The sequence below is a fragment of the Modicisalibacter xianhensis genome, from assembly GCF_900113605.1.
In the GTDB taxonomy this organism is placed as follows: domain Bacteria; phylum Pseudomonadota; class Gammaproteobacteria; order Pseudomonadales; family Halomonadaceae; genus Modicisalibacter; species Modicisalibacter xianhensis.
The window spans coordinates 234,436-248,001 of the sequence record NZ_FOPY01000002.1; the positions used below are offsets into that span (position 1 = coordinate 234,436).

10 protein-coding genes are annotated in these 13,566 nt (G+C 62.4%); 4 read left to right on the forward strand and 6 right to left on the reverse strand.

The genetic code is table 11. From position 1 onward, the window contains the following. Positions 1-34 precede the first annotated feature (34 nt). Positions 35-1,099 carry an LPS export ABC transporter permease LptG gene (gene lptG / locus BM194_RS02970; RefSeq protein WP_092843483.1) on the reverse strand — a complete coding sequence of 355 codons (1,065 nt, stop codon included), beginning with the start codon at positions 1,097-1,099 and terminating at the stop codon, positions 35-37. Further along, positions 1,099-2,178 carry an LPS export ABC transporter permease LptF gene (gene lptF / locus BM194_RS02975; RefSeq protein WP_092843485.1) on the reverse strand — a complete coding sequence of 360 codons (1,080 nt, stop codon included), beginning with the start codon at positions 2,176-2,178 and terminating at the stop codon, positions 1,099-1,101. The genes lptG and lptF overlap by 1 nt, the downstream gene beginning before the upstream one ends. A 235-nt stretch (positions 2,179-2,413) precedes the next feature. Here lptF and BM194_RS02980 point away from each other — a divergent pair, with 235 nt between their 5' ends. From BM194_RS02980 to BM194_RS02990, 3 genes are all read left to right on the forward strand, one after another. Then, complete coding sequence (locus BM194_RS02980; protein WP_092843487.1) at positions 2,414-3,928, forward strand: leucyl aminopeptidase; 1,515 nt, start codon at positions 2,414-2,416, stop codon at positions 3,926-3,928. Between the two features lie 170 nt (positions 3,929-4,098). Next, a complete protein-coding gene (locus BM194_RS02985) occupies positions 4,099-4,524 on the forward strand; it encodes a DNA polymerase III subunit chi (protein ID WP_092843490.1) in 426 nt (141 codons plus the stop codon). Between the two features lie 161 nt (positions 4,525-4,685). Continuing rightward, complete coding sequence (locus BM194_RS02990; RefSeq protein WP_092843712.1) at positions 4,686-7,535, forward strand: valine--tRNA ligase; 2,850 nt, start codon at positions 4,686-4,688, stop codon at positions 7,533-7,535. A 117-nt stretch (positions 7,536-7,652) separates the two neighbouring features. Here BM194_RS02990 and BM194_RS02995 read toward each other — a convergent pair whose 3' ends face one another. The 3 genes from BM194_RS02995 to BM194_RS03005 form a co-directional block, all read right to left on the reverse strand. Beyond that, the gene (locus BM194_RS02995; RefSeq protein ID WP_092843491.1) at positions 7,653-8,819 is read right to left on the reverse strand and encodes a GGDEF domain-containing protein; all 1,167 of its coding nucleotides are present in this window, start codon (positions 8,817-8,819) and stop codon (positions 7,653-7,655) included. Between the two features lie 151 nt (positions 8,820-8,970). Beyond that, positions 8,971-9,444, reverse strand: a complete 474-nt coding sequence (locus tag BM194_RS03000) for an META domain-containing protein (RefSeq protein WP_092843493.1) — start codon at positions 9,442-9,444, stop codon at positions 8,971-8,973. A gap of 27 nt (positions 9,445-9,471) precedes the next feature. Further along, the gene (locus BM194_RS03005) at positions 9,472-10,617 is read right to left on the reverse strand and encodes a GGDEF domain-containing protein (protein ID WP_166670983.1); all 1,146 of its coding nucleotides are present in this window, start codon (positions 10,615-10,617) and stop codon (positions 9,472-9,474) included. Positions 10,618-10,988: 371 nt separating this feature from the next. Here BM194_RS03005 and BM194_RS03010 point away from each other — a divergent pair, with 371 nt between their 5' ends. Next, positions 10,989-11,393 carry a DoxX family protein gene (locus BM194_RS03010; protein WP_092843497.1) on the forward strand — a complete coding sequence of 135 codons (405 nt, stop codon included), beginning with the start codon at positions 10,989-10,991 and terminating at the stop codon, positions 11,391-11,393. Positions 11,394-11,467: 74 nt separating this feature from the next. Here BM194_RS03010 and BM194_RS03015 read toward each other — a convergent pair whose 3' ends face one another. Then, positions 11,468-13,510, reverse strand: a complete 2,043-nt coding sequence (locus BM194_RS03015; protein ID WP_092843499.1) for a CocE/NonD family hydrolase — start codon at positions 13,508-13,510, stop codon at positions 11,468-11,470. Between the last annotated feature and the right edge of the window lie 56 nt (positions 13,511-13,566).

Here is a 13,566-nt window from a genome sequence, read left to right on the forward strand (position 1 = left end):
CCATCATCCGAGGCGAGCGGCTCCCGGGCAGGCTCTAGCCGCTACGCCGTAAAAGGTACAACCCCAGCAGCACACAGCCCAGTGTCGGCGCCAGCACCGCCCACGCCGGCGAGAAGCCGAACACGGTCGAGGCCGGCGCCAGCAGGTCCTGCAGGTACTTGAACGAGAGCCCCACGATCACGCCGTAGAAGACCCGCGTACCCGCCGCCACGCTGCGTAGCGGACCGAACACGAACGAGGCGGCGACCAGCACCAGCGATGCCATGGTCAGCGGCATCAAGACCTTCTGCCAGAAATACAGCAACGGTTGGGTAGCGGCTTGTCCCTGCTCGCGCAGATAGATGGCATAGGCCCACAACTCGCTGGGTGCCTGGCTGTCGACGTCGCGCAGCAGGCGATTAAGCTGCGCCGGTGTCAGTTGCGTCTCCCAGGTCATGCGATCGCGATGCTCTGCCTCGGTGCGCTGCGCGAAGAAACGCGTCACATCGGCATCCTCGAGCACCCACCGATCCTCACTCCAGACGGCACGCGCCGCATGCGTGGCTTCGACCAGCCGTTGGCCGTCGAACTGGTAGCGAGTCAGATCGATGACGGTGTCATCGGCACGAATCGCCCCGAAACGGTAGAAGGTATCACCTTCGCGCTGCCAGCCGCCGCGCTGGGTCAGCACCGCTCCCTCTCCGGCCATCTGCTCCAGTCGCCAGGCCTCGGCGAACTGCTCGGTACGCGGACTGACGAATTCGGCAATCAGCAAGACGGCCACGATCACCAGGCCGATGGGCTTCATCACACCCCACAGGATGCGCGTCAGGGAACGGCCCGCAGCGCGCATCACGGTAAGCTCGTTGCTTGAGGCCATGGCGCCCAGGCCAATCAGTGCCCCGATCAGCACCGCCACCGGCGCATACTGGTAGAAACGCCAGGGCAGTCGCATCCCCAGGTAGAGCAGTACATCGAACGCACCGTAGTTGCCTTCGACGTCCTTGAGATCGTTGATGAAGGCAATGACCAGGTCGAGCCCCAACAACACCAGTTGCACCACCACGATGGCAGCCAGCACGTTACGGGCAATATAGCGGTCGAGACGATCGATCAACATCAGCGTACGCCTCCCAGTTGTGCCCGGCGGGTCATCCAAAGTCCCAGCAACAGATAGCCCACATGGATCGGCCACATGCCGACCGTTGCCGGTAGCGCCCCGCTGCCGATCGCGTCCAGCCCGGCCAGCAGCAGGCTGAGGTAGCTGATGTGCAGGAAGATGGCCGGCAGCAGCTTGGCAAAGCGACCCTGGCGAGGGTTGACCTGGGACAGGGGCAGGGCCAGCAGGGTCAGGATCGGGACCATCAGCGGCAGGCTGATCCGCCACTGCAATTGTGCCAAGGCTTCCGGTGTTCCTGACTCGAACAGCGTCGGTGTCGACGCGTACTCGGGATCGTCGAGCTCGCTACTCTCGGCAGCCCGTGACAGGCGCACCGCATAGGTGTCGAACTCCAGACGCTCGGCCACGGCGCGCCCGGGGTCGACGCTGTAGCGTTCGCCGTCGGCCAGCACCAGAAAGCGACTGCCGGTCTCTTCATCGACGGTCTGGTAGCCGCTAGTGGCGCGCGTCACCACCGTTTGTGGCGTGCCATCGTCGCGCCGCTGGCGTTCGCTGATGAACACACCCTGCATGCGGCTCTGATCGTCGTTGAGGCCTTCGGTGTAGGCCGTGCGTCCGCTGCCGATATCCTGGAAACGCCCCGGCGCGAGTGCCGAGAAATCCAATCGGCTCTGCTGCTCCTCGAGCAGGACCTCGTTGTGAAGCGCCCCGGCCGGCGTCAGCCATAGGCTGCACAGTGCCACCAGAATCGCCACCAGCACGGCCGGCAGCATCGTCACCTGCAAGAGCCGGTTGGGGCTGGTGCCGCAGGCAATGAGCACCGTGATCTCGCTGTTGAGGTAGAGCTGGCCGTAGGCCAGCAGGATACCGAGAAAGAATGCCAGCGGCAGGATCAACTCCAGGAAGCCCGGCAGGTGATAGAGCATCAGGGTGCCGAGGATGCTGGCCGGAATATCGCCTTCGGCGGCGTTGGAAAAATAGCGGATGAAGCGACTTCCCATGATCACCAGCAACAGCACGCCGGCAACGGCGGCCATGGTGACCAGGATTTCGCGTGTCAGGTAACGAAAGATGAGCAAAGCGGTCTCCCGATGTGGCTGGCTCACGCATCGCACTTCGACAATGCCCGTTGCCGAAGCGGTATGCCCTTCCTTGAACGTGCCAGGTGCCGGTCATGGCCCATGCAATGGCGCGCGCCTTTGCGTACACTGGGGAAAGTTCGGCCTTGTGCCGGCATTATCCAGATTCCCCAGACCCTTGTCTCGTCAAGAGACCCCTGTCCTGTGGAGAAGACCTTTGTCCAGTGGAGACGACATGGAATTTCCTGTTCTCACCGTCAATCCGGCCAAGGTCGAGACGGCCTGCTTCGTGGTCCCGGTGTTCAAGGAGGGTGACCTGCTACCGGCAGCGGCCAAGCTCGACGACGCCAGTGAACGATTGATCGGTCAACTGATCGAGCGTGGCGATTTCGACCCGGCTCTCGGTAACGTGCAGTTGATTCCCTTTGCCCCGGGGCTCGCTGCCGAGCGCCTGCTACTGGTCGGGCTTGGCGATCGCGCGAAGTGCAACGAAGGAAATTTCCGCAAGGCGCTCGACGCCACCTTCCCGGTACTGGCCCGGCTGCCGGTGGACGAGGCCGTGGTCGCCTTCGGCGACGTGCCGGTGCCCGAACGCGACGCAGCCTGGAAGGCTCGCATGATTGCCGAAGCCACCCTGCGCGCCATGTATCGTTTCGATACCTTCAAGTCCGAGCCAGCCCCTACCCCGCGTCTGGAGCGTCTCGGCCTGCTGGTCAGTGATAACGCCGAGTCCCCGACCAGCGAGCAGGGAGCGCGCATCGGCAATGCGCTCGGTCATGGCATCAACTACGCTCGCACCCTCGGTAACCTGCCCGGCAATGTCTGCACCCCCCGCTACCTGGCCGATCAGGCCGTGCAACTGGGCCGCGATTCCGAAGGCAGCCTGTCCGTGGACATTCTCGACGAGGAAGCGCTCGAAGCGCTGGGTGCGCGCACGCTACTTTCGGTCGGCCGCGGTAGCGCCGAGCCCTCGCGCCTGATCGTCATGCACTACCGGGGCGCCGAAAGCGACGACGAGGCGCCCCATGTGCTGGTCGGCAAGGGCATTACCTTCGACACCGGCGGCATCTCGCTCAAGCCCGGCGCCGACATGGACGAAATGAAGTTCGACATGTGCGGCGCGGCCAGCGTGTTCGGCACCATGAAGGCCGTGCTGGATATCAAGCCCAAGCTCAACGTGATCGGTATCGTTGCCGCTGCCGAGAACATGCCTGATGGGCACGCCACCAAGCCCGGCGACATCATCAAGACTCTCAAGGGCCTGACGGTCGAGGTACTCAACACCGATGCCGAAGGCCGCCTGGCACTGTGCGACGCCCTGACCTACGCCGAGCGCTTCGAGCCGGCCAGTGTGGTCGATATCGCCACCCTGACCGGCGCCTGTGTGATCGCCCTCGGCGCACACGCTACCGGCCTGTTCTCCAATGACGACGACTTGGCATTGAGCTTGCTGGATGCGGGTGAGACGGCTTGGGACCGCGCCTGGCACATGCCGCTGTGGGACGAGTATCAGAGCCAGCTGGATTCCAATTTCGCCGACATGGCCAATATCGGCGGCCGCCCTGCGGGGTCGATCACGGCGGCGTGCTATTTGTCACGCTTCGCCGACACGTACCCCTGGGCACACCTCGATATCGCCGGCACAGCCTGGCTCTCCGGCAAGCAAAAAGGTGCCAGCGGCCGCCCGGTAGGCCTGCTGACCCAGTATCTGCTGGATCGCGAGGAGGATGCCCGGGACATCGCCGAGTAACTCGGCTCGTGATTGACTGCGCTTGATACCGGCGTTGAAATCCGCCATGGAGCGTCCATTGCTACCCGGCAACGACGTTCCATCGGCGGATTTCGTCTTGCAAGCCAAGGGCTTCAAACTGCCTTGGCACACTGCCTGGCCAAGTGCAGCGAGTCTTCGGATAGTGCTTCATGACCCAGATTGATTTCTATATCCTGCCTGACACCTCGCTCGAGGCACGGCTCGATTTCGCCTGCCGCCTGACCGAGACCATCTTTCGCAAGGGCTACCGCCTCCATGTCCACGTGGCCGACGAGGCACTGGCCAGGCAGTTCGACGACCAGTTGTGGCGTTTTCGTCCTGACAGCTACGTGCCGCACGCCATCGTGGGCGACGAGCACACCCCCGTCCCGGTCACCATCGACTGGCGTGAGCCGCCCGAGCCCGGCATCGAGGCGATGCTCAACCTGCATCCCGAGATTCCCGAGTGGTTTTCCCGCTTCGAGCGCGTTGCGGAAATCATCAACCAGAATCAGGACGTGCTGACCGCCAAGCGCGAATGCTGGCAGACCTACAAGCGCCGCGGCTATCCGGTCAAGGCCCACAATATCGGCTGAGCCGCCTACCCCCGGAGTGCATCCGCGGCTTCATGACGCTGGCGTTCCTCGGCGGTATAATCGACGCCATTTTCAACGCGTTTGCACTCGTCTTGCCGTTGCACGCAACCTGGCGAAAGACCTGCGCAAACTCGCCATCCCGCTTGCAGAGCCTCGAGTCCATGGAAAAGACCTACCAACCCGAACAGATCGAAACCCGCTGGTACCAGCGCTGGGAAGCGGACAATCGCTTCGCACCTTCCGGCCAGGGCGAGCCCTTCTCGATCATGATTCCGCCGCCCAATGTCACCGGCAGCCTGCACATGGGGCATGCGTTCCAGGACACCATCATGGATACGCTGATCCGCTGGCGGCGCATGCAGCAGCGCAACACGCTGTGGCAGGTGGGCACCGACCATGCGGGGATCGCCACGCAGATGCTGGTCGAGCGCAAGCTGGCCGCCGAGACCGGCCAATCGCGTCATGACCTGGGCCGTGAGGCGTTCATCGACAAGGTCTGGGAGTGGAAAGCCGAGTCCGGCGGCCACATCACCCGCCAGCTTCGCCGCATGGGTGCCAGCGTCGACTGGAGCCGCGAACGCTTCACCATGGACGACGGATTCTACAAGGCGGTGCAGGAAGTCTTCGTGCGCCTGTTCGATGAAGGCCTGATCTACCGCGGCAAGCGCCTGGTCAACTGGGACCCCACCCTGCATACCGCCATTTCCGACCTGGAGGTGGAGAACCGCGAGCAGCAGGGCCAGTTCTGGCATTTCCGCTACCCGCTGGCCGACGGCGTCACCACCGACGACGGCAAGGACTATCTGGTGGTCGCCACCACCCGCCCCGAGACCCTGCTCGGCGATACCGGCGTGGCAGTCAATCCCGAGGATCCGCGCTACGCCTCGCTGATCGGCAAGTTCATCGAACTGCCGCTGGTCGGCCGGCGCATTCCGGTCGTCGCCGACGAGCACGCCGACATGGACAAGGGCTCGGGTTGCGTGAAGATCACCCCGGCTCACGACTTCAACGACTACGAGGTCGGCAAGCGTCAGGGGCATGTACTGATCAACGTCTTCTCGCGTGATGCCCAGATTCTCGAGCGTGCCGAGATCTTCGACCTGCAGGGCCGGCCGCTCCCCGACGAGGACGACAGCCTGCCGGCAGCCTATGCGGGGCTGGACCGTTTTGCCGCGCGCGACAAGATCGTCGCCGACATGGACGCCCTGGGCCTGCTCGAGACGGTCGAGACCGTCAACAACACCCTGCCCTATGGCGACCGCTCCGGCGATGTCATCGAGCCGCTGCTCACTGATCAGTGGTTCGTCGCCGTGGAGAGCCTGGCCAAGCCGGCCATTGCCGCCGTGGAAAACGGCGACATCCAGTTCGTGCCCAAGAACTACGAGAACATGTACTTCGCCTGGATGCGTGACCTGCAGGACTGGTGCATCTCGCGCCAGCTGTGGTGGGGGCACCGCATCCCGGCGTGGTACGACCCGCAGGGCAACGTCTACGTCGCGCGCAGCGAGGCCGAGGCCCGCGAGAAATACGCGCTCAAGCCGGATACCGTGCTGACCCAGGACGAGGACGTGCTCGATACCTGGTTCAGCTCCGGGCTGTGGACCTTCGGCACCCTGGGCTGGCCCCAAGAGACGCCGGAACTCGAGACGTTCCACCCGTCGAGCGTGCTGGTCACCGGCTTCGACATCATCTTCTTCTGGGTCGCGCGCATGATCATGATGACCCTGAAGTTCACTGGCGAGGTGCCGTTCAAGACCGTCTACGTTCATGGCCTGGTTCGCGATGGGCAGGGCCAGAAGATGTCCAAGTCCAAGGGCAACGTGCTCGACCCCATCGACCTGATCGACGGGATCGACCTGGAAACGCTGGTCGACAAGCGCACCGGCAACATGATGCAGCCGCAGAAGGCCAAGGCCATCGCCAAGGCCACGCGCAGTGAATTCCCCGAAGGCATCGAGCCGCACGGTACCGACGCGCTGCGCTACACCTTCCTGTCGCTGGCCTCGACCGGGCGCGACGTCAAGTTCGACATGGGCCGCCTCGACGGCTTCCGCAACTTCTGCAACAAGCTGTGGAACGCCTCGCGCTATGTGCTGATGAATACCGAGGGCGAGGACGTCGGCGTGGATAACGGCGACGTCGAGCTGTCACTGGCCGATCGCTGGATCGTCTCGCGACTGCAGCAGACCGAGACCCAGGTGAGCAAGGCGCTCGAGGAGTATCGCTTCGACCATGCCTCGCAGGCGCTCTACGAGTTCGTGTGGAACGAGTATTGCGATTGGTACCTGGAGCTCTCCAAGCCGGTGCTATGGGACGACAACGCCTCGCCGGTCGCCAAGCGCGGCACACGCCGCACACTGGTGCGCGTGCTCGAGGCGATCCTGCGCCTGGCGCACCCGATGATACCCTACATCACTGAGGAGATCTGGCAGCGCGCGGCCCCGCTGGCCGGCAAGGCGCGTGGCGATGGCAGCGCGTCGATCATGAACCAGCCCTGGCCGCAGCCAGAATCCGGCAAGATCGACGAGCAGGCCGAGCGCGACATCGAGTGGCTCAAGGGGGTGATCGTCGCCGTGCGCAACGTGCGCGCCGAAATGAACATCGCCCCCGGCAAGCCCCTCGACGTGCTGCTGACCAAGGGCAGCGACGCCGATCGCCAGCGCCTGGAGAAGAACCGGCCCTTCCTCGCCAAGCTGGCCAAGCTGTCCAGCGCCGAGTGGCTCACCGATCCCGCCGAAGCCCCGCTGTCCGCCACCCAACTGGTCGGCGAGATGGAAGTGCTGGTACCGATGGCCGACCTGATCGACAAGGACGCCGAACTGGCTCGCCTGGCCAAGGAACTTGACAAGCAGGACAAGTTCATTGCCGGTATCGAGCGCAAGCTCGGCAATGACGGCTTCGTCGCCAAGGCCCCGGCCGAAGTGGTCGAGAAGGAACGTGCCAAGCTGGCCGACGCCCAGGCCAGTCGAGCCGTGCTTGCCGAGCAGCGCGAAAAGATTGCTGCCCTGTAATTGGTTTCGCGCTTGGCAGTGCATTGACGACAAGGGCCGGACATCGACTGTCCGGCCCTTCTTCTGGCGTTCTTGTGACGCGCCTCGCTCGGCCTTGGCTATCGCGGGGCAGTGGGCTCAGCCAAAGCGCGACACCCCCTGCATCCGTACCGGCAACGGGTTCTCCGGTAACGGATCCTCCTTGTTGGGCGATACCACCGGGCGATCCTTGGCCACGATACGATCGCGCCCCGTGCGTTTGGCCCGGTAGAGGCGCTGATCGGCCAGGACAATCAAACCGTTGAGATCCTCGGCCTGGCTCGAGACGGCCACGCCGACGCTGACGCTCATGGACAGGGTCAGGCCGTTCGCGGCGGCATAGGGATTCTCGCGCACCAGTGCCGCAAGACGTTCAGCCACGCCCACGGCATCGTTCAGTGTCATGCTGTTGAGCACCACCATGAACTCCTCGCCACCGTAACGCCCCAGGACGTCCTCTTCACGCAATCCCAGGCGCAGACATTCGGACAGATGGCACAGGGCGCGGTCGCCCACGTCGTGGCCATACTCGTCATTGATGCGCTTGAAGTAGTCGATATCGATCATCAGCATGGCGAAAGTACGATCGCCCTGCGCCATCTGCTCCGCCGCCTTGAGGACAGCACGCCGATTGTAGACGCCAGTCAGTGCGTCATGGGTCGCTTCCCGGCGATAGCTACGCTCCAGGCGCTCGGTCACGCCCTCCAGGCCGGTCAGGATGACGGCGAACAGCACACTGACCAGCAGCAGGTTGGCCATCAGCACCAGATCGGGCACCAGCGATCCGTGATGCCAGTCGTTGGTACGATCGCCGAGTTCGATGACCTGCAGCGCCGTCAGGGTCAGGATCGACAGACTGATGCCGAGCTTGGCCACCGGCGACATGGCGCTGATATAGATGATCAGCAGAATGACCGAAAAGTAGAGTTCGAAGCCGACACCGGCACCATAGGCATCGAGGGACTCGAGCATGTGCCAGGTCATGCCCGCCAATACCAGGCTCACCCCCGCGGTCATGTATCCGCGTCGATGCAGCTCCCGCGCCATCAGTACACTGCCCAGGCCAATCAGGGTAATGGCCAGCAAGTGCACGTTGCCCAGTAACCAGAACATGGGCAACAACGCCAGCACATAGGTCACCGTGGCGATGACATACAGTCGGGACAGGGTATGGAAATAACGCTGCTGTTCGGGAGGTAGAGGACAAGCGGGGAACATGAACGAACGCCACTTGTCCGGTATCTTTCGAGAGTTGCAAGCAACCATGAATTCCCTTTCTCCTTCCGCCGCCAGGCTGGCAGCGAAACGTTCTTATCGACGGCGTTGGCGACACTTCACCACCCCACCAACCCGACCCATGGATTGATCCAGTTCCAAGGTGCCTTGCTTCGATAATATCGCTGTTGCGGTTTACGCCTTATCCTTGGCGCTTGAAACCACCCAACACGTGACCGTCGCGACCCATCAGGACCAGACGATCATGATCGAGAAGATAACGATAGGCTTGCGACAGCATATCGGCGACCTGGGACGACTGAGGTAGGCCGGGGCAGGCCATGCGGGTCGTCGCCAAATCCGAGATCGCTATTCGTCTTCCATCGCCTAGCGTAGCCTCTCCTCTCAAAGTATTACAGCCGTCACTACCAGCAAGCTGCAATATTTTACCTTTTGGTAACAAAGAGAAATGCGCCTTGCGCTCGCCTTGCCACCATACATCGGTCCCTAGCAGGACCAGCTCCCAGCGCGCGCCTACCAGGGGAGATTCGGCAATATCGGCATTAGATGACACATCCAGCGTGGGGGCTGAAGTCGCACATCCCCCCATCAGCAACATCATGCCTGCCACCAACCAGTAAGGTCCGATGACCCGACGAATCTCCAGTAATTTCATAGCCGCCTTCGATACTCCATGCCAGTTTCAGGCATTGTCCTTCGTAGGCACTCCCTGGAGCAAGCGCGCCGTAACCCCCTCCCCGACCTGTTCCCCCTGGTTCTCCCCCCCTTGCGCCAGGAGCCGGTCGCGCCCGGACGACTTCGCCAGATAGAGACGCCGGTCGGCCAGATCGATGACATCACGCAGCTTGTCGCCCTCGTTCGACAACGCCAGTCCCATGGACAGGGTCACCGACAGCGCGAGCGACTCCAGGCGACACGGACAGCTGGCCAACTCGTTGCGCAGACGTCCCGCCACGCTCAACGCCTCATCCATCGAAGCCTCGGGCAACAGCACGAGGAATTCCTCGCCGCCAACGCGGCCAATGAAATCGTCCTCACGCAGCGTCCTGCCTAACAGTTGCGCCAGGTGCCGCAGGACTTCGTCACCGGCACTATGCCCATGATTGTCATTGATGCTCTTGAAATGGTCTGCATCCAGCAGCAGCAAGGCAAACGGTTGCGCCGCCTGCCAGCAGCCCTCGGCTTTCTCGAAGATGGCGCGTCGATTCAACACGCCGGTCAGCGAATCATGGGTGGCATCGGTGCGAAAGCGTCGCTCGGTGACCTCGGTGATGGTATAGACCTGCAACACGATGAACATGAACAGCACGAAAGTGGCCACGACGTTCAGGGAGAACAACAGCTCCCGGCTCAATTCACTGTAGGGCCAGCTACCCAGCGAACCGAACAGGAGGTGTTCCGAAGCCAGGATGAGGCTGATCACCAATCCACCGAAAAGCAGTTTTAGACGATGCGCCAGATCGCTGATCAGCACCTCGAAGAGAATCACGAAAAAGAAATATTCGCAGCCCGTCTCCCCGCCGAGCAGCATGCCGGACAGCACGACCAATGCACTGACCATCCCTAGCTTGATGAACAGGGCCGCCGTACGCTGGCCTTGGCGATGCAGGACGATCGCCAGGACGTTGGCCGCAATGCAGGTCAGGTTGAGCAACATCAACGCCACGACATCGAGCGCGACGAAAACCGGAATGAACGCCAGGTGAGTCGCGATGGCGAACAGGTAGACATGGATAAAGATCTGATAGCTGCGTCGTCGCTCGGGAGCGAGGCCGACGGGAGGCCGCGTCAAGCGTACCCAACGCGCCCGGAACACACCACTGGACATAGTACTACCCCTGTATGCGGTCGCCTTGCGCATTTTTCTGATTGAGGCGACAGGCAGCCCAAGAGGCGGTTCAAGCCCTCACGGTCTGCTCCCTGCGTCGGTCCACCTCCCGCACGAGGCTGGCGCGCGTGCATGGGTGAACTCTTAACCTGCTTTTCGTGGCGTCACCTGGCATGCCGATCTGCACATCCAGATACAGTCATGGCATCCTAGCCAATGCCGATCATACCGCGTTGCTACGTTGGTAGGCATTCGCCTGGATCAACCTATCCGTCCCGGCCGGCATGGTATCGTGAGCGCCCATCAACGCGTCTGGCTGCCATGTGCCATGGCATGACATCGGCCAACGATTGTCAGGAAGAGGACTCTGCATGCTACAAGCACTGCACAACGATGCCGTCGGCAAACTCATCGTCCGATTGAGTGTCGGCGTATTGATGCTGTTGCACGGTATCGCCAAGCTGCTCAACCCAGGCAGCCTGAGCTGGATTGGCGACCAGGTCGCCAGCCATGGACTGCCGGTGTTCCTGGCCTATGGCGTACTGATCGGCGAGGTCGTGGCCCCGCTCATGGCAATTGTCGGTTGGCAGACACGCATCGCCGGGTTGCTCATGGTGGGCAACATGGTCGTGGCCATATTCCTGGCACATACCGGCGAATTGTTCGCGCTCGGCCGTAGCGGTGGCTGGGCACTGGAACTGCAGGGCATGTTCCTGTTCGGCGCCCTGGCCCTGATATTTCTTGGCAGCGGAAGGCTGGCCGCTCGCCCCGATTAGGGACTATGCGAACTTTTCCACGCGGGCGCCTGCGATGACCATCTTGTGTGCTTGCACAGCTTCCAGTCTCGCTATCAGACGAAATCACGCGGGACCTCTTCATCCCAACTCTTGGCAAAGACCCGACTATCACCTTCAAAGGCGTCCAGCGTCGCACGCAAGCGAAAGTGCTCGGCATTAGACGTCATCAAGGTACGGGTTACACTACGCACATTCCAGTCGCCACGCCGAAAGCTACGCTCCCACTCGGTCCAGCCGCTTAGGCTGTCGTAGTTGCCATAGGCGTAGGTGTAGCGCTCAATCACGCGTGACGAGAGCTCGAGGTCGATGTCATCGATACGAAAGGTGCCTTGATCATTAATGACTTCGAGAGTGGTCTGGTCATTGGCCAGATCCCGTATCACGCGCCACGCTTCTTGGCTTGGCTGTATCAGGGTCACCGCTAGCGGCGGAGCGGCCTCCGGCTGGCCAAATTGAGGCAGCGCGGCTTCTTCCTGCGGCTGGGGCTCGCGATATGGCAGGGTCAGTCGGCTGCCCGCTGGGTAAACTGTTAGCTTAACAGGAGCGGGCGACGGCCAGGCCAGGGGCCAATAGCTAGTCGAGAGCGAGAGCCGGATGGCGTTGCCCGTAGGAAAGTTCTGCGCGATGTGCTTAAGGGGCACGCGCACGTGATAACGCTTGCCGGGCTCCAGTGGCTGGGGAAACTCGTCACTGTCACGGTGGGTCAGGTTGAGCAGGCCATAGGAGATCCGGGTCGCCTTGTCGTCTGGTGCAATATCGCTAAGCCGTAACGCGACCATCGCCACCGGCTGATCGGCTTCGAGTTCAAGCTCGACAACGGGCTGCCCGCAAATCTCGATATCCTGGTCGAGTCGTGCCGTCTGGAAAATCAGCGAACCGCCATCCTCGTCGCGTTGATCGTGAGGCAGGTCCGGCGGAGCATTGTAGGAGCACCACTTGCCGGCATATAGCCCGACCGACAGCGGCGATCGCACGGCGAGGGGAATATCGTCGTCCGCTACGTGAACCTCCGGGTCCTGCGGAGTAGGCACCAGGCCATGGCCGCTGGTAAGCCGGAAGGGCTTCGACTCGATCCGCGGCGATGGCCAGCTCGGTTCGGCAGCCCAGCGTCCCGGGCGCATGTCATAGCGGGCCGAGGGCGGCACCGACTCCTGTATCCATACGCGCAACATCGGCTCATCCATGATGCCGGTGTCCTTGCCCTTCAACCAATGGTCCCACCAGCGCAGTGACTCCTGCATGAAACCGATGGCCGGGCCCGGAACGCCAAGGTGGGGATACTTGTGCGCCCAAGGGCCGACCAGGCCCTTGCGTGGCACGTCGAGTCCCGCGAGCAACCGGAACACGGCGTTACAGTAACCGTCAGCCCAACCACTAACGGCGTAGACGGGGCAACGAATGCGCGAGAAGTCCTCGCAGACCGAGCCATGCTTCCAGTAGTCATCGCGGCGCTGATGCTGGAGCCAGGTCGCCAGCCAGAGCCCACTACCCTCAAGGCGTTCCTGCCACATCTCCCGCCAGCGCTCACCGACCAGCAACGGGTCGGGTGGGCAGGTATTGGTATCGAACATGGTCGAGGCCCAGGACAGGTTGTCACCAAGCAGGCAGCCACCCATGTGGTGGACATCATCGGAATAGCGATCGTCGGTCGAGCATAGCGTGATCACGGCTTTCAGCTCGGGCGGTTGCAGTGCCGCGATCTGCAAGCCGTTGAACCCGCCCCAGGAGATACCGATCATGCCCACATCGCCAGTACACCAAGGTTGCTGGCCAAGCCAGTGCAGGATCTCGACGCCATCGTCGAGTTCCTGTTGCAGGTATTCATCGGTTAGCACGCCATCCGACTCGCCGCTGCCCCGGATGTCCACGCGCACCCCGGCGTAGCCGTGACCGGCCCAGTAAGCATGCGTTTGCACGTCACGCATCGCTGTCATGTCACGCTTGCGGTAAGGCAGGTATTCGAGAATTGCCGGTACCGGATCGCTCTCGGCATCCACCGGGCGCCAGATACGTATTCCCAGCCGGCAGCCATCAGCCAGCGTGATAAAGCCTTCTTCCTCCTGAACGTCGCGGGGGAAATCGCTGACGATATGCATGGTCTGATCCCTGTAGGGTTGCCTGTACCTGTTTACCTTACGCTCACGTCAGTGAA

Bases quoted from the DNA above. Each gene is read 5' to 3' on its own strand.
- lptG (WP_092843483.1), bottom strand. From the start codon at position 1,099: ATGTTGATCGATCGTCTCGACCGCTATATTGCCCGTAACGTGCTGGCT.
- BM194_RS02980 (WP_092843487.1), top strand. From the start codon at position 2,414: ATGGAATTTCCTGTTCTCACCGTCAATCCGGCCAAGGTCGAGACGGCC.
- BM194_RS02985 (WP_092843490.1), top strand. From the start codon at position 4,099: ATGACCCAGATTGATTTCTATATCCTGCCTGACACCTCGCTCGAGGCA.
- BM194_RS02990 (WP_092843712.1), top strand. From the start codon at position 4,686: ATGGAAAAGACCTACCAACCCGAACAGATCGAAACCCGCTGGTACCAG.
- BM194_RS02995 (WP_092843491.1), bottom strand. From the start codon at position 8,819: ATGGTTGCTTGCAACTCTCGAAAGATACCGGACAAGTGGCGTTCGTTC.
- BM194_RS03000 (WP_092843493.1), bottom strand. From the start codon at position 9,444: ATGAAATTACTGGAGATTCGTCGGGTCATCGGACCTTACTGGTTGGTG.
- BM194_RS03005 (WP_166670983.1), bottom strand. From the start codon at position 10,617: ATGTCCAGTGGTGTGTTCCGGGCGCGTTGGGTACGCTTGACGCGGCCT.
- BM194_RS03010 (WP_092843497.1), top strand. From the start codon at position 10,989: ATGCTACAAGCACTGCACAACGATGCCGTCGGCAAACTCATCGTCCGA.
- BM194_RS03015 (WP_092843499.1), bottom strand. From the start codon at position 13,510: ATGCATATCGTCAGCGATTTCCCCCGCGACGTTCAGGAGGAAGAAGGC.